The organism is Streptomyces aidingensis, from assembly GCF_900112355.1.
Classification (GTDB): Bacteria; Actinomycetota; Actinomycetes; order Streptomycetales; family Streptomycetaceae; genus Streptomyces; species Streptomyces aidingensis.
This window is the reverse complement of the sequence record NZ_FOLM01000009.1, coordinates 226,881-244,400: the sequence shown is the minus strand read 5'-3', so window position 1 is coordinate 244,400 and position 17,520 is coordinate 226,881. Positions and strand designations below refer to the sequence as shown.

The window sequence follows — 17,520 nt, the reverse complement described above, 5'->3', positions numbered from 1 at the left end:
CGGACCAGGGAGCGGGCGGCAGGCCCGCGCGGAACCCGGCCCCCGGGGGTGGTCAGCGGGCCCGGGCGGGTCCGGGGCGGGGCCGGCCGGGCACAGCCGTGGGCGCCGTTCCCGCCAGCCTCCCTTGGGTGGGATGCCGGGCGGTGCGGGCGGTTTCCTCGGCAGCGGCCACCGGGGGCGGGAGAGCGGCGCGCAGGGCAGCTTCGGTGCGCAGGGCGGCGGCCCAGGCGCGGGCTCGCCCGGCTGTCGTACGGCCAGGCCCGAGCCCTGCTGGACGAGCACACCGCCGTACGCGGGCCGGGCACCGGCTGGGACCTGCACGAGTACCGCCACTCCTCGTTGACCCACCTCGGCGAACAGGGCGCGTCGCTGCTGATGCTGATGGCGAAGTCCGGCATAAGAAGCCGGAGAACGTTCGCCGGTACTTCAAGCCGTCCTCCGAGGCCATCGCCGAGCTCACCAGCCTGCTCGCCCCGGGCTACAGCCGCCGCTGATTACGGGGCAGGCCGGGGCGACGGTTCGCCTGTCGCCGTGGCGGCCCGCTCGTCGTATTCGCGCAGCGGTCGCGGGGTGCCGGAGTCGTTCAGGCGTGGCGGGTGGGGGACAGCCCGAGCCAGCCGGGGGTGGGCGGCCCGGAGACTTCGCCGAAACACAGAACCATGGTCTGGCGCCAGCGTTCGACCGCGGCGCGGTCGGCCATGAAGTCGATGAAGTCGCGGGTGTGGGCGTTGGGGATGTCCCAGATGCCCTGCCCGGTGGGGGTGACGTCGGTGCGGACGCCCCAGCCGTGCTGGCCTGTGGCCTGCCATTCGGGGGTGAGCAGCCAGTTGAGGTAGAGCCTGGCGGCCGCGGGGTGCCGGGCGCTTTTGAACATGGCCGCGCGCTGGCCCCAGGCCAGGAAGGGGTGGTCACCTTGCGGGGTGACCCAGGTCGTGGTGTCTGCTCCGCCCGTCTCGGCGCCCGCCAGGCCGATCTGCTTGGTGCCGGCGTCGGCCGCCTCGCCGGGGCTGTTGGTGCCGCGGTGGAAGGCGATGTCCTGACCGGCCAGGCGCTTGATCCAGTCCCAGCCGTACCGGTCGGCGTACGTCTTGTAGAGGAACAGGGTGGCGTCGTCGTCCCCGGGGTGGGAGGACAGGATCTGCCCCTTCCACTCGGAGTCCACGAGGTTCTCCGGGGTGGCCGGGCCGCCGCCGGGCCCGTGCATGTAACTGAAGGCGAAGACACCGATCGCGCACCAGTGCCCCTCGGGGTCCTTGAAGATTCCGTGGACCTTCCCGAAGCCGGCCGGCTTGTACGCCTCCAGCACGCCGAGTGCCTTCCAGCGGTCGAAGTCGAAGGACGTCTGCAGGTGCGTCACGTCCGGCACGAGCCGGCCCTCGTCCAGCTGCCGGTCGATACGGACGTCGTGGTACTTGCTGTAGTCGACGATCATGTTGATCTCGATGTCCGGGAATGCCTGTGTGAAGCCGTCGGCCGTGTAGTCCTGCTGGTTCGGGATGTCGCCGCCGGCGTAGACCGTCAGGGTGCCGCCTTCGGCCAGGGCGTTGGCATGCAGCTCGGCGAGAGACCTGGTCTCTTCATGGGTCACGACACTTCTCCTCGGGCGAAGGTGTCCGCGGAACGTCACACGGGGCGGCCTCGCCCGATCCCGGCGTCGCTTGCCAGGCCAGGGCCAGGCGGCCCCTCGATGATCAGGCGAGGTCCTCGGTGAAGAACGTCTCCAGCTTGTCCCAGGGGACCGCGTCTGTCCTGTCGCAGAGGTCCGCCCGGATCGAGGACGGCCCGTCTCTACTCGTCCTCGGGGGCGTTCTTGTCGCGCAGATGCCGCAGCCCGCCGGACAGGTCGGGGAGCTGGAAGGAGTACCGGCCGAGCATGTTCACGTGGCTGGGGATTTGCGGCGTTCCGGGCTGGCCTTGCCCCGGATTGGTGCCATGGCTCGTCCACCGGCGGCGGGCGTGGTGGTGCAGCGCATTCACCGGCTGCCGGAGAGTGCTGGACCCTGGCGGGCAGCGCGCGCTCCCGCCCGTGGCGGGGGACGTGCGGCGCTGTGGATACGCGATCGTCCCCGGTGATGCCTCGTGCTGTGCCGTCGCAGCGCGGCCGGAGCCCGGCTGGCGTCATCGGGGACGACGAACTCCTCCGGCACGGCGGCACCGGGTCTGAGCTGGGTGTTCGTGGTGCTCGGCCTTGGTGGGCGGGTATGCGCGGCGGCCGGCGGTGGTGGTGGTCAGCCGATGATGGGGCGTTCTTCGGGGTAGTGGAAGCGGCGGGTGCGTTCGCGCAGGGCGAGGGCGGAGACCAGGGTGATGGGGCCGAGGCGGCCGACGAACATCAGCATGATGATGATCACCTCGCCTGCCGGGGGCAGTTCGGGGGTGAGGCCGGCGGACAGGCCCACGGTGCCGAAGGCGGAGACCGCCTCGAACAGCACGACTTCGAAGCGGTCCTGGACCATGGCCAGCAACGCGATCGTGGCCAGTGTCACCAGCCCTACCCCGAGCAGGGCGACGGTCAGGGCCTGGCGCAGCACGTGGGGGGCCAGGCGGCGGTGGAAGGCGCCGGAGTCCGGCTCGCCGCGGACTTCGGCGAGGATCGCGGCGCCCAGGACGGCGAAGGTGGTGACCTTGATGCCGCCGGCGGTGCCGGCGCTGCCGCCGCCGATGAACATCAGCACGCAGGTGGCCAGCAGGGTGGCCGGGCCCAGGGCGGTGATGTCGATGGCGTTGAAGCCGGCGGTGCGGGCCATGGCGGAGTGGAAGAAGGCGTTGAGGATCTTGCCGGGTACGTCCATCGGTCCCAGGGTGGCGGGGTTGGTCCATCCCAGTCCCAGCGTCGCGGCCGTCCCCGCGGCCAGCAGCGCGGCGGTGGTGGTGGCGGTGAGCTTGATGTGCAGCGACCAGGTGCGGCTGCCGGTGGCGCGGTGGCGGGCGCGGTGCCGCAGCACCCGATGATCACGGGGAAGCCGATACCGCCGAGGAACTCGAACGTCTGCCGAGCCAGCTCGCCCACGAGCGGCTGGTGGCCCGGATCGACGCCGCGCGGCGTCTGCTGAGCGGCATGACCGCCGGCAGCCATCTCGTCGCCGCCGGGGCGGCGCTGGTGCTCTTTGCCGCCGCCGGACTGTGGGCCGGGGTGCTGGGCGGCACGCTGACCGTGCTGATGCTGCTGCGGGCCCGCCTGTTCAAGGAGTCGGCGCAGGTCGCGACGGCGCTGGGGGCCGCGCTGCCGGCCGCCGCCGGGGCCGCGGTGTACACGGTGACCGACCGGGCGGGCCAGACGGCGCCGCTGCTCGGGGTGACGCTGCCGGCCGCGCTGGCCATCGCCCTCGCCGCCGGGGGCGTGGCCCTGGCCGCCGGCCGGTTCCGCGCCAGTCCGCGACTCGTCCGCGCCCTGGATGTGCTGGAGACGACGCTGCTGGTGGCCGTCGTCCCGCTGGTCCTCGCGGTCTGGGAGGTCTACGGCACCCTGCTGGACCTGCGGGTGTGAGGGGGGGACCGATGGCCTTCCGCATCCGCGTCCGTGTCCGTGTCCGCGTCGGCCGTGGGAACCGGGTCCGGCGGTGCGCCGGGCCGGCGGGGCTGCTCGCGGTGGTGGCGCTGGGGGTGCCCGTGGCGGCGGTGCCCGGGCCGGCCGCCGCCTCCGAGCCGTGCCGCACCGGCACGGCAGGGGAGGAGCTGCCCGACGGTGCGGGCCCGCACCCGCTGATCGACCAGCTCGGGCTGCGGCAGGCGTGGGACCTGTCCACCGGCGCGGGCGTGACCGTCGCCGTCATCGACTCCGGCGTGGACGCCCGCCACCCCGGCCTGGCCGACGCCGTGGCCCGCGGCAGCGAGTTCACCACCAGCGTCACCGACGAGCGCGGCTACCACCACGGCCGTCCCGCGTGGCAGCGGGACTGCCAGGGGCACGGCACCGCGGTCGCCGGTCTGATCGCGGCCCGGCACACCGAAGGGGAGCGCATCGCCGGCATCGCGCCCGGCGCCACCGTCTACCCCGTCCGTCTCGCCGGCACCGGCGGGGTGGGCGGCACCAGTGATCACATGCTCGCCGCCGCCGTCGACGACGACGCCGTCGCCGCCGGGGCCCGCATCATCAATCTGTCCCTCGCCAACGCGGCCGACCGGAAGCCGGTCCGCGAGGCCATCGCCCGCGCCGTCGGCCAGGGCGTACTGGTCGTCGCCGCGGCCGGCAACGAGGGCAACGCGAATGTCAGCACCGGACGGATGTACCCGGCCGCCTACGACGGAGTGCTCGCCGTCGGTGCCGTGGACGCCGAGGGGCGGCCACTGGACTCCTCCAACGCCGGGCCCTGGGTGGACATCGCCGGCATCGGCACGCCCATGACCGTGCTCGCCCCCGGCGGTTCCGGCTACCGGCAGGCGGAGGGCGGCACCAGCCTGGCCGCCGCCCAGGTCTCCGGCGCCGCGGCGCTGGTGCTGTCCCGCTTTCCCGGACTGACGGCCCGGCAGGTGGCCGGGCGGCTGACCGGCTCCGCCAGCCTGCTGGGCGGCGGCGTCAACGACCGGACCGGCGCCGGACTGGTCGACCCGTTCGGCGCCCTCACCCATCTCGGCGGCGCTCCCGGGACGGACCCGGTACCCGGGCGTCTCACCGTCCAGCCCCTCCCCCCGCAGCAGCCGCTGCTCAGCGCCACGGCGGCCGGCGCGCTGGCCGTCAGCGGCGTGCTGATGCTCGGCGTGCTGCTGGTGCTGCTGGCCGCGCCCGCCGTGCGCCGGGCGGCCCGCCGGGGCTGGCGGCCGGGCACCGCGCCGGTCCCTTCCGATCCGCCCGGCCCGCCGCCCGGCGGTGCCGCACCGCACCCCGCTGCCGCCCGCCTGGCCTGGCTGGACGGCACACCGCCCACAACCGGAAACCGGAGACCGTGAGTCATGGCCACGACGCGTGAGCAGGCGGAGGCGTATGCCTACGCCAACCGCCGGATGAGCACCGGCCTGCTGCGGGGCGCGGACGAGGCGCGCCTGGATCCGCGCCGCCGCCTCAACCGGGCCCTGGGGGCGGGCGTCGCCGTCGGAATCCTGATCATGGCCGGGTTCGGCATCGCCGGCTGGCTCGGCGGCGGACGCGGCCCCGGCCTCCCCACCGACGGCGCGGTGGTCGTCGGCGACAGCGGTGATCCGTATGTCGTGCGGGACGGCACCGTCCATCCCGCCCTCAACCTCGCCTCCGCCCTCCTCGTCGGCGGCGGAGAACCGACGAAGGTGCGCCGGGCCACGCTCGACGAGGCGCCCCGCGGTCTGCCCGTCGGCATCCCCGGCGCCCCCGACGCCCTGCCCGGCGCGGACGATCTGCTGCACACGCCCTGGACGCTGTGCGCCACCCCCGCCGAAACCGGCGGCCCTCCGGCCGAGACCGCGCTGTACGTCTCGGTTCCCGAGGCGGCGGCCACCGACGGCGCGACCGTCCTGGCCGAGACGGAGGACGGGCGGCTCTGGCTCCTCGCCGAGGGCCGGCGGTACGCCCTCGAACCCGCGATCCGGGACCTTCTCGGCCTTCCGGCCGACCCCGTTCCGCTTCCTCTCCGGATCATCGCGACCGTGCCCGAGGGGCCGGAGATCACCGTTCCCGCCCCCGCTCCCGGCACGGGCCGGGCCCCCGAGGCCGGCCGCCTGCCCTTCGACGCGGCCGTCGGCGACCTCGCCCGCACCGGGGACACCGGTGCCGGCCCGCGCTACTTCCAGGTCCGGTCCGACGGTCTGCTGCGCATCACGGAGCTGGTCCACACCCTGCTCGCCCGCGACGCGGAACGGCTGCACGAGATCAGCCCGCAGCAGGCCGGGGCGGCCGGGCGGGCGAGTGCCGCCGGACCGGGCGACCGCGCGTGGCCCGAGGCCGTGCCGGAGGCGCAGGACCCGGAACGGAACCAGCCCGTCTGCATCAGCACGCCCCCGGGCAGCCGGCCCGGGGACACCCCGTGGCGGGCCACGGTCCACCTCCCGCCCGCCATGCCCGATCCGGCCGGCATCGTCCCCGTCGCGGCGGGCAGCGGAGAACCCCTCGGCCTCCTCGACCGCATCTACATCCCGGCCGGTTCCGGCGCCCTGGTACGCGCCACCGCCTCGGCCGGCGCCGCGGGCACGCACACCCTCGTCACCGACTCCGGCATCGCCTACCCGCTCGCCTCGCCGGACACCGCCCGGCTCCTCGGCTACGACCCGGCCCGGACGCCCGCCATGCCGCGCGGCTACGTCGGGCTGCTGCCCGCCGGGCCCGTCCTCGACCCGGAGACCGCGGCGCAGGAGCGGGCAGGGGGCGACCGGTGACCGCGGCAGGACGGCGCGGGCCCGGCGGATCCGTCCGGGCGCGGCTGGTGGCGGCCGAGGCGGGCGCGGGGGCGGCCCTCGCGGGGGTGGCCCTGCCGGGCGCGTGGGGGTATGCGCTGACCGGCGCGGGGGTGCTGGCCGCCGTCGGCGGGCCGGTGCGGGTGCGCGGCGAGCGGGCCGGCCGGCGGCTGCCGGCCCGGCTCCGCCGCGGCACCCCGGCCCCGGGCCCGGCTCCCGGAGCGGGGGCGGGGCCGGGGCCGGAGCGGCTGGGCGCCGCACAGACCCTGCTGCCGGCGCTGACCGTGACCGAGGCGCCGGACCGCAACATTCCGGGCCCGGACGGCCTGGGCGTGGCCGGTGACGGGCGCGGCCATGCCACGGTCGCCGCGTTCCCCGGCGGCATGCTGCCGGCCCTCCCCGCCGCCGCCGTCGCCCGCTGGCTCGCCGAGGATCCGGCGCGGCCGGCCGCGGCCCAGATCGTCGTCGAGCGGTTCGCCGTCCCCTCCTGGGACATGCACTACCACTACCCGCCGACCGCCGCGTACCGGGGGCTGCCCGGCGCCGGGACTGCCGTCGCCGTCCGCTCCTGGCTCGTCGTCCGCTGCGAGCCCCTGGAGGCGCCCCGCGCCATCGCGCTCCGCGGCGGCGGCCAGGCCGGCGCCCATGCCGCCCTGGCCGCCGCCGCACGCCTGCGGGCCCGCCTGGCCGCCCGGGGTGCCCCCACCGTGCCGCTCACCGCCGCATCCACCCGTGATCTCCTCCGCCATCTCGGCGACCCCGAGCCCGACGGCCGTGCGCTGCGGGGAAGCTGGGCCGGCCGGGGGGCCGCCCACGCCACGCTCACCGCCGAGGTCGCCTCCCGCGGCGACTGGTTCCGCCTGCTGGCCGGGCTGGCCCGCTGCTCCGCCGACCGGGTCGTGGTCGCGGCGACCCTCACCGCCGAGGGCGGGGAGCTGCGGGTCCGTACCGCCGTCCGGGTGGTCAGCGCCCTCCCGCAGCACGCCGCCGCGCAACGCGACGCCCTGCACTCCGCCGGCATCACCGGCCCGCCCGGCCGGGACCAGTCCGCCGGTCTCCTCGCCACCCTGCCCCTCGCCCACCCCGGCCGTCCCCTGGCGGAGGCCGCCGGCCTCACCACGGCGGCCGTTCCGTTCTCCCGGGAGGCAGCATGACCACCCCCGACCCGGCGACCCTGCCCGCCGTCACCTGGCGGGACCCGCTCGACGGGCCGGCCGCCCCGGAACCTGCCCTGGTGGATGCGCGGGCCGGCATCCATCTGGGAACCGACCGCGACGGCCGCCCGGTCCCGCTCCCCGCGCCCGGACCGGCCGGTGTGCGCATCGCGGTTCTCGGCGAGTCCCTGTTCGGCCGCCTCGTCGCGCTGCGCCTCCTCGCCGTGGGTGCCCAGGTCACCGCCGACACGCGGGTGCCCGAGCGGTGGCAGTTGATGTGCCGGGCGGCCGGCGGCGGGCTGTCGTTCGCCCAGGATCCCGCCGCCGTCTGGCCGGCCCGCCCGCCCGCTCCGCCGGGCCGCGACGCCGGGCCGCAGGCGCTGATCAGTGACCGGCACCGGCCGCCGTCCCCCCACCTGGCCGACGGGCCGTGGCGCACGGTCCTTCACGTCACCCGCGCCGCCCCTCGGCACTCGCCCTTCTGGGCGCGGCCGGACGTCCTGCTGGCGCTGGACCCGGGCCATGCCGACGCCGTCGGCCGGCTCCTCGGGCCGCCGGCCGCGCGGTGCACCGCCGGTCTCGCCCGGGGCGAGATCGTCCTGTTCCGGTCCGGTACCGCGGAGATCCTCCGTCCCGACATCGGCCCCGGCGAGAACGCGCTCCTCATCCCCGCCCGGCGGGGGCACGGCTGACGCCGCGGCCCCGGTACGGCCCGCCAGGGGCGGGTCGTTCCACGCGGCGAGCAGCGGCGATTTCCTGCGCGGCAGAGCCGTGGGGCCGGTCTGCGACCCGCCAGGGCCTGCTAGGCCCCGTCGCCTTCCCCAGCGGCACCGTGCGCCGGGCCCCGGCCCCGGGGCGTGCGGCGGACGGGGAAGCGCCGGCGGTTGATCTCCGTCTTCTCGGTGAGGGCCCGAGCCAGATCCACACCGGTGACATCGGCCAGCCGCAGCAGGTAGGCGAGCACATCGGCCATCTCGTGCCGCACCGCCCGGGCCCGGTCCGGGTCCGCCATGACCGCCGCGGATTCCTCGGGGGTGAGCCACTGGAAGATCTCCACCAGCTCACCTGTTTCGCCGGCCAGGGCCATCGCCAGGTTCTTCGGGGTGTGGAACTGCTCCCAGTCCCGCTCGCGGGCGAACTCCGCGAGCATCTGCTGCAGATCTCGGATCGTCATGGCCGCCATCCTGGCCCACGACGGCTCCGCCCCGGGGAAGGGGCATTCCCGGGGCGGAGCAGGGGGGCGGCCCGGCGGGACACGCCGGGGTCTCATTCGCTGCCGGCCAGGATCGGATACAGCCGCTTGCGGTTCTCGTCGACCAGCGCGACCGCCTTCTCCCGCTGCTCGGCGGTGCCCGTCGCGCACACCTGCCGGAACGCCTCGATCACCGCGCCGCCGGCCTGGCGGGCCTCGTTCATCGCCTGCCGGTCGGCGCCCCGCCCGGCTTCCTCCCAGGGGGCCCTGGGGCCCGACTCGGCCTCACCGCGCCCCGCGTCGGTCAGTGAACAGTTTCCTGCCGCGTTCATCGGCGCCTCCCCGGTCAGCGTCCGGTGCGGTTTCCCCACGGTATCCCCCGGTATCCCCCGGCCCCGCCCGGGGGAGATGGCAGGACGGCGTCCGGCGGCAGCGGCTTGACAGGGCCGACGGGCGGCGGTGAGGGTTTGGGAGCGCTCCCAAAGCGGAGCTGCGGTGCGCACGGCAGGAAAGGGCGGTGGTGACGGTGCCGGTTTCCGGTGGCGGGGACGGCGGACGGACCGTGGGCTGGGGGATTCTGGCCACCGGCGGGATGGCCGAGGCGTTCGCCGCGGATCTGCGGCAGGTGCCGGGCGCCCGGGCGGTCGCGGTGGGCTCGCGCACCCGGGAATCGGCGGAGCGCTTCGCCGGACGCCTCGGCATCCCGCGGGCCCACGGCAGCTGGCTCGATCTGGCGCGGGACCCGGAGGTGGACGTGGTCTACGTGGCCACCCCGCACGCCGCGCACCGGGCCGCCGCGCTGCTGTGCCTGGAACAGGGCAGGGCGGTGCTGTGCGAGAAGCCGCTGACCCTGAACCTCCCCCAGGCCCGGGACCTGGTGGCCGCCGCCCGGGAACGCCGGGTGTTCCTGATGGAGGCGATGTGGACGCTGGTCCATCCGGTGATCCGCCGGGTCCGCGAGCTGGTGGACCAGGGGGCGATCGGCGAGGTGCGGTCGGTCCAGGCCGAGTTCGGATTCGCGGCCGAGGAGGATCCGGGCCACCGGCTGTTCGATCCGGCCGCGGGCGGTGGCGCGCTGCTGGACGTCGGGACCTACCCGGTGTGGTTCGCCCATCATCTGCTGGGGGCGCCGGACGAGATCACCGCGTGGTCGCACCCGGCCAAGACCGGCGTGGACGCCACGACCGGAATGCTGCTGGGCTACCGCGGCGGGGCGATGGCCGTGCTGTCCTGCTCGGTGGCCGCCCACCACGGGCAGCGGGCGGCGGTGCACGGCACCGCCGGGTGGATCGAGATCCGTTCGGACTTCTACCGCCCGCCCGGCTTCGTCCTGCACCGGCCGGGGCGGGAGCCCGAGGAGGTGCCCGGCCCGCCGGCCCAGGGCAACGGCTACGGCCACCAGGCCCGCGAGGTGATGCGCTGCCTGCGGCAGGGGCGGACCGAGTCCGAGCTGGTGCCGCTGGACGGCACCCTGGCCGTGATGGGCACGCTGGACGAGGTGCGCCGGCAGATCGGGCTGCGGTACCCCGGGGAGGCGTAGCCGGCGCGCGGAGCGGTTTTGTGCCCGGCCGCGGGGGGATTCGGGGCGGTATGGCACTGACTGAATCTCTGCGTGGCGCGGCCACCGGTTCCCTCCGCAGCGCGGCCGGCGTGCTGCGCGCGGTGCGGCCCGACCCGGACCGGCCAGGACGGGTGATGGCCGCGGTGGACGGACTGGAACACGCCCGGGCGCTGGACCCGGTGCTGGACGGTCTGCGCCGCGGGATACGGGCGCTGCCGCTGGGCGGCGCCCGGGACGCGCTGCACGGCCGCTGGCTGGGGCATCCGCTGCATCCGGCGCTGGTCCAGCTTCCGCTGGGCGCCTGGACCTCCGCGGCGGTGCTGGATCTGCTGCCCGGGCAGCGGCGGGCGGCCGGGACCCTGGTGGCGCTGGGTCTGGCCGGCGCGGCGCCCTCGGCGGTCGCGGGCTGGGTGGACTGGGCGGAGCTGCCGCCGCCGCACCGGCGGGTGGGCGCGGTGCACGCCGCCGCCAACGGCACCGCCATCGCCTGCTACGGGCTGTCCCTGCTGGCCCGGCTGCGCGGGCGGCGGCTGCGGGGCCGGCTGTGGGGCTTCGCCGGGCTGGCCGCGGCGGGCACCGGCGGGGCGCTCGGCGGGCATCTGGCGTACCGGCAGGGCGCCGCGGTCAACCATGCCGAGGCGGTGTCCCGGGTGGCCGGCGGCGGCTGGCGGGAGCTGGGCGCGGTGGCGGACTTCCCGGTGGGCCGGGCGGTCCGGCGCCGGGTGGGCGACGTCCCGGTGCTGGTGGTGCGGGAGACCGGCGGCCGGATCCGGGTGCTGGCCGACCGGTGCAGCCACATGGCCGGGCCGCTGTCCGAGGGCGAGCTGTCCGGCGGGTGCGTGCGGTGCCCCTGGCACGGCAGCGTGTTCCGGCTGTCCGACGGCCGGAACGTGTCGGGCCCGGCGACCGCGCCGCAGCCGGTGTTCGACACCCGGGTGGCGGACGGGCGGCTGCGGGCCCGGCCCGCGCCGGACCGGTCGGCCACCGCTCCGGACGAGCCTGCATAACCCCACGGGGCACCGGTTACCCGGCCCGCGTGGCCGGGCCGGGTCGCGGCCGGGCGCCGGCGGCGAGGGAACCGAGGAACCAGAGAGGGTGAGCAGCGGTGAAGGTGGCATTTCTGGTGGCGCCGGAGGGCGTGGAGCAGGTGGAGCTGACCAGCCCCTGGCAGGCGGTGGAACAGGCCGGCGGAACCCCGCGGCTGGTGTCCACCCGCGGCGGCCGGATACAGGCGTTCAACCATCTGGACCGGGCGGACGCCTTCCCGGTGGACCAGACGGTGGCCGAGGCGTCGGTGGGCGAGTACGACGCGCTGGTGCTGCCCGGCGGGGTGGCCAATCCGGACTTCCTGCGCACCGACCACGGCGCGGTGGATTTCGTGCGGGAGATGTGCCGGGCCGGCCGCCCGGTGGCGGTGATCTGCCACGGTCCGTGGACCCTGGTGGAGGCCGATGTGGTGCGCGGGCGCACCCTGACCTCGTGGCCCAGTCTGCGGACCGACATCCGCAACGCCGGCGGGACATGGGTGGACCAGGAGGTCGCGGTCTGCGAGGAGGGCCGGGCGGTGTTCGTCAGCAGCCGCAAGCCCGCGGATCTGCCGGCCTTCAACCGGGCGATGCTGGAGCAGTTCTCCCGCGTCGCGGCGTGAGACGGCCGGGCCGCCCCGTCCGGCCGGCCGGGTTCAGCCGCCGGTGCGGAGCAGCGCGGCGCACAGGGTCAGTCCGGGGCCGAAGGCCAGGGCGACCACGGGTGCGCCGGGCGGCAGGCCGCCGCCCGCCAGCAGCGCCCGCAGCACCAGCAGCACGGTGGGCGAGGAACAGTTGCCGTGCTCGCGCAGCACCGCGCGGGAGGGTTCCAGGGCGGCGGGCGGCAGGTCGAGTTCCTCCTGGACGGTGTCCAGGATCAGCGGACCGCCGGGGTGGACGGCCCAGCCGGCCACGTCGGAGGGCTGGAGCCGGTGGCGGGCGAGCAGCTCCTCGGTGACCGGACGCAGGTGTTTGGCGAGGATGTCCGGCACTTCCGGCGACAGCCCCATGCGGAAGCCGAGGTCGGTGATCTGCCAGGTCATCAGCGTGCTGGTGGTGTGGTCGGTGTGGGCGGCGAGATCCACCAGGCGCAGGCCGCGGCGGCCGTCCGGCTCCAGCACGACCGCCGCCGCCGCGTCCCCGAACAGGGCGTGCACCACGACCTGCTGGGGGTCGTCGGTCGGCGGCTGGAGATGCAGGGAGGGCAGTTCCAGGCACAGCACCACGGCCGGCCGGCGGTGCGCGGTGACGAAGTCGGCGGCGCTGCCCAGGGCGGGCAGAGCGGCGTAGCAGCCCATGTGGCCGATCAGCAGCCGCCGGGTCCCGGCGGGCAGGCCCAGCGAGGCGGCCAGCCGGATGTCCAGGCCGGGGGTGTCGTAGCCGGTGCAGGAGGCGACGGCGAGCAGGCCGATCTCGTCGGGGGTGCGGCCCGCCGCGTCCAGCGCCGCGGACACGGCCCGGTGGCCCAGGTCCGGGGCCTCCCGGGTGTAGCGGCGCATCCGGTCGGCGGTGGACCAGTGGGCGGCCGGTTCGGTGAGCGGGCTGACCGCGGTGTGCCGGCGGTGCACGCCGGCGCCGTGGAAGACCCGGCGGGCGATGCGGCTGCCGCCGAAGTGGTGGCGGAAGAAGCCCTCCCACAGCTCGTCCTGGCCCACCCGCGGGGGCAGCGCGGTGCCGAATCCGGTCAGGGCGGCGCTCACCACCGCGGCGCCTCGGTGTCGTGGTCCGGGTCGCCGCCCAGGGCGGCGGTCCCGAGCCAGTCCGCGCAGACATCGGAGGTGGCGGGCTGGAGCGCGCCGCAGCGGGCGTCGCGGTAGATCCGCTCCAGGGGGTGTCCGCGGCGGGTGGCGGAGGCCCCGGCGGCCTCCAGGGCGGAGGCGGCGACCGCCGCGGCGGTGTCCCCGGCGGTGAGTTTGGCGCGCCACACCCAGCGGTTGGTCTCCGGTGTGCCGGGCTGCTCGGTGACCCGGCGGGCGGCCTCGGCGACGACCAGGCGGGCGGCGGCGGCCTCCGCGTCCGCCCGGCCGAGCCGGGCCCGCACGGCGGGCAGGGTGTGCAGGTTCCGCTCGCGCAGATGGGCGGCGGCGGCCCGGAGCGCGGCGCGCGCCACCCCGGCGTAGACGGCGGCATAGGAGGCGACCAGCCACTGCGGCATGATCTCGGCCATCGGCAGCGCGAGCCCCTCGACGCCGCCGAGCAGGGCGTCGGCCGGGACCTCGGTGTCCAGATGCAGGTCGTGGCTGCCGGTGGCACGCATGCCGAGGGAGTCCCACACCGGGTCGACGCGGATCCCGTCGCCGGCGGGCACCAGGAAGTACGAGACGCTGGGCGCGTCCGCGTCCCGGTCGCGGGCGGCCACCAGGTAGGCGTCGGCGTGGCCGGCGCCGGAGACGAAGCTCTTGGTGCCGGTGATGCGGTAGCCGTGCGCGGTGCGCCGGTAGGCGGTGGCGATGCGGGAGAGCCGGGAGCCGGCGCCGCGTTCGCTCATGGCGACGGCGAACAGCGCGCCGTCGGCGGCCTGCCGCAGGGTCCGGTCGCGGGCGGCGAAGAAGCTGTCGGGTGCTCCGAGGCGGCGGGCGAGGTCGTCGGGGGTGTGGGCCAGGGCGCCGGTGACCGAGGCGTGCATGTTGTAGATCAGCGCGGTGGCGCCGGCCCCGGCGGCGAGTTCCGCGGCGACCTCGGTGTAGTCGGTGAAGCGGGCGCCGGTGCCGCCGAGCCGGGCGGGGACCAGCAGGCCGAGCAGCCCGGCGGCGCGCAGGTCGGCGAAGTCCTCCGCGGGAAAGCTGCCCGCGGCGTCGTGCGCGGCGGCGCGGGCGGCCAGCCGGGGCGCCAGTTCCCGGGCGCGCTCCAGGGCGGCGGCCGGGGCGGGGGCCGGGGCGCCGGTCCGCTCCCCCTGTCCGCTCTGTTCGGCCTGTCCGGTCCGGTGGGCAGGGGTGGCCGGGGCAGCGGTGCCGCCGGCGGGGACGAGAGGGGTCACGCGGTCCTCCTGGGGTGCTCGCGGTGGCGCTGCGGGGAGCGCGGGTGGTCCGTCTTCCGTCCGCGGCCCTGGAACAGCACGGCGGTGCTGGGCACCGGCACCATCCGGACGGTGTCCCGGCGTCCCCCCGCCCAGGCCAGGAGGTCGGGCAGGCGGGGCCGGATGCCGCGGATCTCCAGCGGCACGCCGCCGCGGGCGCAGGCGGCGGCCAGGGCGGCACGGTCGACGAGGAGAGCGGGGTCGTGGACCCCGCGGGGCGCCAGGCCGGGGAGACGTTCCGCCACGCCGACGGCGAGCCAGCGGCACAGCGCGGTGTCGGCGAGGGTGTCCAGCACCAGCGTGCCGCCGGGGCGCAGCAGCCGGCAGGCCTCGGCGACGGCCCGGTCGAGGTCCGGTACGTGCTCCAGGATCTCGCCGGCCACCACCACATCGGCGACGGCGTCGCGCAGCGGCACGGCCAGCACGTTGCCGCGCACCGCCGTCACCCCGTGGCGGCGGGCCTGGCGCAGGGCGCTGGGCGAGAGGTCGACGCCCAGGTGGCGGTATCCGCTGCCGGACAGGTGCGGGGCGAGCAGGCCGCCGCCGCAGCCGAGGTCGACCAGGACGGCGCCGGGCCGGGGCGCCGGGGGCACCAGCCGGGCGCGGGCGGCGGCGAGCCAGTGCAGCATGGCGAACCGGCCGCGGGGGCGCCACCAGTGGTCGGCCAGCCGCTCGTACAGCGCGGGGTCGTTGCGGGGCAGCCGGGCACGCGGGCGGTCGAGAAGGGACGACAGCATGCGGACAGGCTGTCACAATCCCTGCCATGCGGCATTTTTCAGGCGTACGGTCGGCGGGGCCGGGCCCGGGGGCGGGGCCGCGGCCCGCGGCGTGGACGGCCCGGGCGGCGGCATGGGCGGCGGCCTGTCATCCCCTGCCGACGGCGGCGGTGACGCTGATGGCGGCGGGCCTGGCGGCGGCCTGCGGCCGGGGCGCGGCGGGCACCGCGGCGGTGGCCGCGGCGGTGCTGGCCGGGCAGCTGTCGGTGGGCTGGCTGAACGATCTGGTGGACGCCGGCCGGGACGCGCGCACCGGCCGGGCGGACAAGCCGGTGGCCCAGGGGCGGCTGTCGCGCGACGCGGTGCGGACCGCCGTGGCGGTGGCGGCGGTGGCGGCGGCCGGCCTGTCGCTGCTGTCCGGCCCGGCCGCGGCTGCCGCGCATCTGCTGGCACTGGTGTCCGCCTGGGCCTACGACCTGGGGGTGAAGGCGACCCGCTGGTCCCCGGTGCCGTACGCGGTGTCCTTCGGTCTGCTGCCGGCGTTCGTGGTGCTGGGGCTGGAGGGCACGCCGCTGCCGCCGTGGTGGCTGGTGGCGGCCGGGGCGCTGCTGGGCTGCGCGGCGCATGTGCTGAACGTGCTGCCGGATCTGGCCGACGACGCGGCCTGCGGGGTGCGGGGCCTGCCGCACCGGCTGGGCGCGGAGCGGGGCCGGGCCGCCGCCGCGGTGCTGGTGCTGGCGGCCTCGGCGCTGCTGGTGCTGGGGCCGCCGGGCCCGGTGGCCGGCGGCAGGCTGGCGGTGCTGCCGGTGGCCGCGGTGACGGTGGGCGCGGGACTGGCGGCCGGCCGGCGTCCGGGATCGCGGGCGGCGTTCCGCGCGGTGCTGCTGGTGGCGGTGGCGGATGTGGGACTGCTGCTGTGGACCGGGGCGGCGGGGACGGCGGTCACCGCCGCCGGCGGCGGCTAGCCGTGCCGCGGGCCCGGCCGGCCCGCGGTGTGCGCGGGCCGGCCGGGCGGCGGGGCCTCAGAGGGCGCCGCGGCGCCAGGGGCCGGTGATGGCGAAGGTGATGCCGGGGCTCTGGATGTTGACGAACAGCCAGTTGCCGTTCTTCGGCTCGAACACCGAGCCGGCCCATTCCGAGCCCCGGTAGTCGGAGGCGTTCACGTTCTTGCCGGCGGTGCCGCCGCGCAGGTCCGCGTTGTTGGCGGCGAAGGGGAAGATCTCCCCGTCGGTGGTGAGGCCGTGCACATACTCGGTGCCGCTGCCGTCCTCGCACAGCACCAGGCCGCCGCGCGGGCTGACGCACATGTTGTCGGGGGCGTTGAGCACCTCGGCGCCGGGCGAGGCGAACAGCACCCGCAGCTCGTCGGTGGCCGGGTCCAGCTCGAAGACCTGGCCCTGGCCGGCCGGGCCGCCGTTGGTGCTGATGACGTAGATCCGGTCGTTGCCGTACCAGGCGCCCTCCAGGCGGGCGAAGACCGCGGCGCCGCCGGCCTGGGCCGTGCCGCGCATGGTGTCGCCGTCGGGGTCGGCGTCGTCCACCGGCACCCAGGAGACGGTGCCGTAGGAGCGCTCGCCGTCCGCGCGGGTGTCGTAGGAGGAGGCGCCGATGCGCAGCGCCTCCAGCCGGCCGCCCTTGGCCAGGTCGCCGGGGACGGTGGGGAGGAACCGGTACAGGCAGGCGTTGCCGCGGTCCTCGGTCTCGTAGATGTAGCCGGTGGCCGGGTCCACGGCGATGGCCTCGTGGTTGAAGCGGCCCATGGCGGTCAGCGGTTCGGGGCTGCCCTTGCCGGCGGAGGCCACCTCGAAGATGTAGCCGTGCCGCTTGCCGGCCACGGTGGAGAAGGTCTCCTCGCAGGTCAGCCAGGTGCCCCAGGGGGTCGGGCCGCCGGCGCAGTTGCGGATGGTGCCGCCCAGGCTGCCGTAGGACTCCAGCCACTGCCCGGCGTCCGGGTCGAACACCAGGGTGGAGGTGCCGCCGCCGGCCTCGGGGTTGTAGGCCGGGGAGGTGAAGGCCGGGCCCGCGCCGCGCTCGTGGTTGCGGACCAGGTGCACCCGCCGGCCGTGCCGGAAGGCGGCCATGCCGTCGTGCGAGCCGGGGGTGGGCGCCCCGTCGTCCATCAGGTCGTTCGTCCAGCCGTAGGAGATGTACTCGAAGCCGCGCGGGAGCATCAGCAGCTCCAGGCCGGTGGTCTGGTCGCGCACCGGGCGCAGCGGGCCGTAGCCGGGGTCGCAGTCGCGCCGGGCGCGGCGGCCCGGGTCGGCCGCCGCGGTGCGGGCGGCAAGGGCCTGGAACGGGAGGGAGGCGGCGGCGGCAACGGCCGCGCCGCGCAGGACGCCGCGTCGTCCGTAGCCGGGGTTGGTCGGTCCTTCGGTGGACGTGCCGGTCATGGGGGGTCCTTTCACGTGCGGTGCAAGCTCGCACAGGCCATGCGTTGGCAAGGCGAAATCCAGCCGCGTTCACGCTAGAAGGAAGACCGCCCGGTGCCCGCCCAACACGGGGTGGCGGTTTTGCGAACCTCTCCCCGCTTCCGGGGCTCCGGCCGGTGACGCGCGG

General features: G+C 76.7%; 17 protein-coding genes and 1 pseudogene. 10 read left to right on the top strand and 8 right to left on the bottom strand.

What is annotated here, in order from left to right:
* Nucleotides 1-87: 87 nt before the first annotated feature.
* Nucleotides 88-494: pseudogene (locus BM242_RS31195) on the top strand (site-specific integrase); the annotation flags it as partial.
* Nucleotides 495-583: 89 nt separating this feature from the next.
* Here BM242_RS31195 and BM242_RS17695 read toward each other — a convergent pair.
* Together BM242_RS17695 and BM242_RS17690 are read right to left on the bottom strand one after the other, a co-directional pair.
* Entirely contained in the window at nt 584-1,588 is a 1,005-nt protein-coding gene (locus BM242_RS17695; protein WP_093839823.1) for an ABC transporter substrate-binding protein, read from the bottom strand.
* 640 nt (nt 1,589-2,228) lie between these two features.
* The gene (locus BM242_RS17690; RefSeq protein WP_245834226.1) at nt 2,229-2,945 is read right to left on the bottom strand and encodes a potassium transporter TrkG; all 717 of its coding nucleotides are present in this window, start codon (nt 2,943-2,945) and stop codon (nt 2,229-2,231) included.
* A gap of 74 nt (nt 2,946-3,019) precedes the next feature.
* On the opposite strand from BM242_RS17690, the gene BM242_RS17685 reads away from it, so the two are divergent.
* The 5 genes from BM242_RS17685 to BM242_RS29470 are packed head-to-tail and all read left to right on the top strand — an operon-like array spanning nt 3,020 to nt 8,146.
* Nucleotides 3,020-3,487 (top strand): hypothetical protein, encoded by a 468-nt coding sequence (locus tag BM242_RS17685; protein ID WP_175541455.1) that lies wholly within the window; start codon nt 3,020-3,022, stop codon nt 3,485-3,487.
* A gap of 11 nt (nt 3,488-3,498) precedes the next feature.
* Complete coding sequence (locus tag BM242_RS17680; RefSeq protein ID WP_093839821.1) at nt 3,499-4,887, top strand: S8 family serine peptidase; 1,389 nt, start codon at nt 3,499-3,501, stop codon at nt 4,885-4,887.
* Nucleotides 4,888-4,890: 3 nt separating this feature from the next.
* A complete protein-coding gene (eccB, locus tag BM242_RS17675; RefSeq protein ID WP_093839820.1) occupies nt 4,891-6,282 on the top strand; it encodes a type VII secretion protein EccB in 1,392 nt (463 codons plus the stop codon).
* Nucleotides 6,279-7,454, top strand: coding sequence for a type VII secretion protein EccE (locus tag BM242_RS17670; RefSeq protein WP_093839819.1), 1,176 nt, complete (start codon nt 6,279-6,281; stop codon nt 7,452-7,454). Before eccB ends, BM242_RS17670 begins: the two co-directional genes overlap by 4 nt.
* Nucleotides 7,451-8,146, top strand: coding sequence for a hypothetical protein (locus BM242_RS29470; RefSeq protein ID WP_093839818.1), 696 nt, complete (start codon nt 7,451-7,453; stop codon nt 8,144-8,146). Before BM242_RS17670 ends, BM242_RS29470 begins: the two co-directional genes overlap by 4 nt.
* Before the next feature lie 110 nt (nt 8,147-8,256).
* Here the strand turns inward: BM242_RS29470 and BM242_RS17660 are convergent, their stop codons facing one another.
* Together BM242_RS17660 and BM242_RS17655 are read right to left on the bottom strand one after the other, a co-directional pair.
* Nucleotides 8,257-8,628 carry a nucleotide pyrophosphohydrolase gene (locus tag BM242_RS17660; RefSeq protein WP_093839817.1) on the bottom strand — a complete coding sequence of 124 codons (372 nt, stop codon included), beginning with the start codon at nt 8,626-8,628 and terminating at the stop codon, nt 8,257-8,259.
* 92 nt (nt 8,629-8,720) lie between these two features.
* Nucleotides 8,721-8,978: a hypothetical protein gene (locus BM242_RS17655; RefSeq protein WP_093839816.1), complete on the bottom strand. Its 258-nt coding sequence runs from the start codon at nt 8,976-8,978 to the stop codon at nt 8,721-8,723.
* A gap of 260 nt (nt 8,979-9,238) precedes the next feature.
* Between BM242_RS17655 and BM242_RS17650 the strand changes: the two genes are divergently transcribed.
* From BM242_RS17650 to BM242_RS17640, 3 genes are all read left to right on the top strand, one after another.
* Nucleotides 9,239-10,186 carry a Gfo/Idh/MocA family protein gene (locus tag BM242_RS17650; RefSeq protein WP_093839854.1) on the top strand — a complete coding sequence of 316 codons (948 nt, stop codon included), beginning with the start codon at nt 9,239-9,241 and terminating at the stop codon, nt 10,184-10,186.
* A gap of 50 nt (nt 10,187-10,236) precedes the next feature.
* A complete protein-coding gene (locus BM242_RS17645; RefSeq protein WP_093839815.1) occupies nt 10,237-11,214 on the top strand; it encodes a Rieske (2Fe-2S) protein in 978 nt (325 codons plus the stop codon).
* A gap of 98 nt (nt 11,215-11,312) precedes the next feature.
* Nucleotides 11,313-11,855 carry a type 1 glutamine amidotransferase domain-containing protein gene (locus tag BM242_RS17640; protein WP_093839814.1) on the top strand — a complete coding sequence of 181 codons (543 nt, stop codon included), beginning with the start codon at nt 11,313-11,315 and terminating at the stop codon, nt 11,853-11,855.
* A gap of 33 nt (nt 11,856-11,888) precedes the next feature.
* Here the strand turns inward: BM242_RS17640 and BM242_RS17635 are convergent, their stop codons facing one another.
* Genes BM242_RS17635 through BM242_RS17625 form a run of 3 tightly spaced genes read right to left on the bottom strand, consistent with a single transcriptional unit; the run spans nt 11,889 to nt 14,985 of the window.
* Complete coding sequence (locus tag BM242_RS17635) at nt 11,889-12,932, bottom strand: type III polyketide synthase (RefSeq protein WP_093839853.1); 1,044 nt, start codon at nt 12,930-12,932, stop codon at nt 11,889-11,891.
* A complete protein-coding gene (locus BM242_RS17630; RefSeq protein WP_217652518.1) occupies nt 12,929-14,209 on the bottom strand; it encodes an acyl-CoA dehydrogenase family protein in 1,281 nt (426 codons plus the stop codon). The genes BM242_RS17635 and BM242_RS17630 overlap by 4 nt, the downstream gene beginning before the upstream one ends.
* Nucleotides 14,206-14,985, bottom strand: a complete 780-nt coding sequence (locus BM242_RS17625) for a methyltransferase domain-containing protein (protein WP_093839813.1) — start codon at nt 14,983-14,985, stop codon at nt 14,206-14,208. Before BM242_RS17625 ends, BM242_RS17630 begins: the two co-directional genes overlap by 4 nt.
* A 158-nt stretch (nt 14,986-15,143) precedes the next feature.
* Between BM242_RS17625 and BM242_RS17620 the strand changes: the two genes are divergently transcribed.
* The gene (locus BM242_RS17620; RefSeq protein WP_281254694.1) at nt 15,144-15,929 is read left to right on the top strand and encodes a UbiA family prenyltransferase; all 786 of its coding nucleotides are present in this window, start codon (nt 15,144-15,146) and stop codon (nt 15,927-15,929) included.
* A 57-nt stretch (nt 15,930-15,986) separates the two neighbouring features.
* Here the strand turns inward: BM242_RS17620 and BM242_RS17615 are convergent, their stop codons facing one another.
* On the bottom strand, nt 15,987-17,354 hold the full coding sequence (locus tag BM242_RS17615) for an alkaline phosphatase PhoX (RefSeq protein ID WP_093839811.1): 1,368 nt from the start codon (nt 17,352-17,354) through the stop codon (nt 15,987-15,989).
* Between the last annotated feature and the right edge of the window lie 166 nt (nt 17,355-17,520).